Consider the following 222-nt stretch of genomic DNA (forward strand, 5'->3'; position numbering starts at 1 on the left):
CTGTTTGCGCGACTTGGCAGCCTCGATCCGCAGCCAATGCGACAGCTTCTCAGCAAACGGGTCCAGCTTGCTGCAACGCTCGGGAACCCGAAACCGCGGCTCTACCGCGCCGCTGCGCAGATACTTGCGGATCGTGTTCCGCGACAAGCCAGTGCGCCGCGCGATCTCCCGGATCGGCATCCGGTCTCGCAGATGCCAGCGACGGATAACACTCAGTAACGC

1 protein-coding gene is annotated in these 222 nt (G+C 63.5%); it reads right to left on the reverse strand.

Features of this window, described 5'->3' with window-relative positions; translation table 11 throughout:
• A partial coding sequence (locus tag AX750_RS17250) for a winged helix-turn-helix transcriptional regulator (RefSeq protein ID WP_156462464.1) occupies positions 1-222 on the reverse strand: 222 nt, incomplete at both ends.

The organism is Methylobacterium sp. CCH7-A2, assembly GCF_001557075.1.
In the GTDB taxonomy this organism is placed as follows: Bacteria; Pseudomonadota; Alphaproteobacteria; order Rhizobiales; family Beijerinckiaceae; genus Allobosea; species Allobosea massiliensis.